At 58.5% G+C, this 460-nt stretch carries 1 protein-coding gene; it reads left to right on the top strand.

Annotated elements, in window-relative coordinates; genetic code table 11:
- Positions 1–182 precede the first annotated feature (182 nt).
- On the top strand, positions 183–460 hold a 278-nt coding region (locus tag I6F37_RS39305; RefSeq protein ID WP_225154271.1), incomplete at its 3' end, for an adenosylhomocysteinase.

Below are 460 nucleotides of genomic sequence, written 5' to 3'. Positions count from 1 at the left end.
GTCCTGAGCGGCTCCCCCATGTCATTTATCAAGTATAATAGTAGATAAATGGAGTCAAGTGGTTTCGGTGGCGGCAAGCCGATGGATGCCCTGTGCCATATAAACATATCTTTATATCGCCTTGCCCTTCGTCCCGCGCACGACTAAAGGCGCGGGCAACGCTAATCCCCCGGAGATTTATCTTGGCCACCCTCGCACCCAACAAGCCCGCCGACTATGTCGTTGCCGACCTCAGTCTTGCCGATTTCGGCCGTGCGGAGATCAACATCGCCGAAACCGAAATGCCGGGCCTGATGGCGCTGCGTCAGGAATTTGGCGCGTCGCAGCCGCTGGCGGGTGCGAAGATCGTCGGCAGCCTGCATATGACCATCCAGACCGCCGTGCTGATCGAGACCCTTACCGCGCTGGGCGCACAGGTGCGCTGGGCGACGTGCAACATCTATTCGACACAGGATCACGC

It is taken from the genome of Bradyrhizobium sp. NBAIM08 (genome assembly GCF_020193935.1).
In the GTDB taxonomy this organism is placed as follows: domain Bacteria; phylum Pseudomonadota; class Alphaproteobacteria; order Rhizobiales; family Xanthobacteraceae; genus Bradyrhizobium; species Bradyrhizobium yuanmingense.
This window is presented reverse-complemented; position numbering and strand designations above follow the sequence as displayed.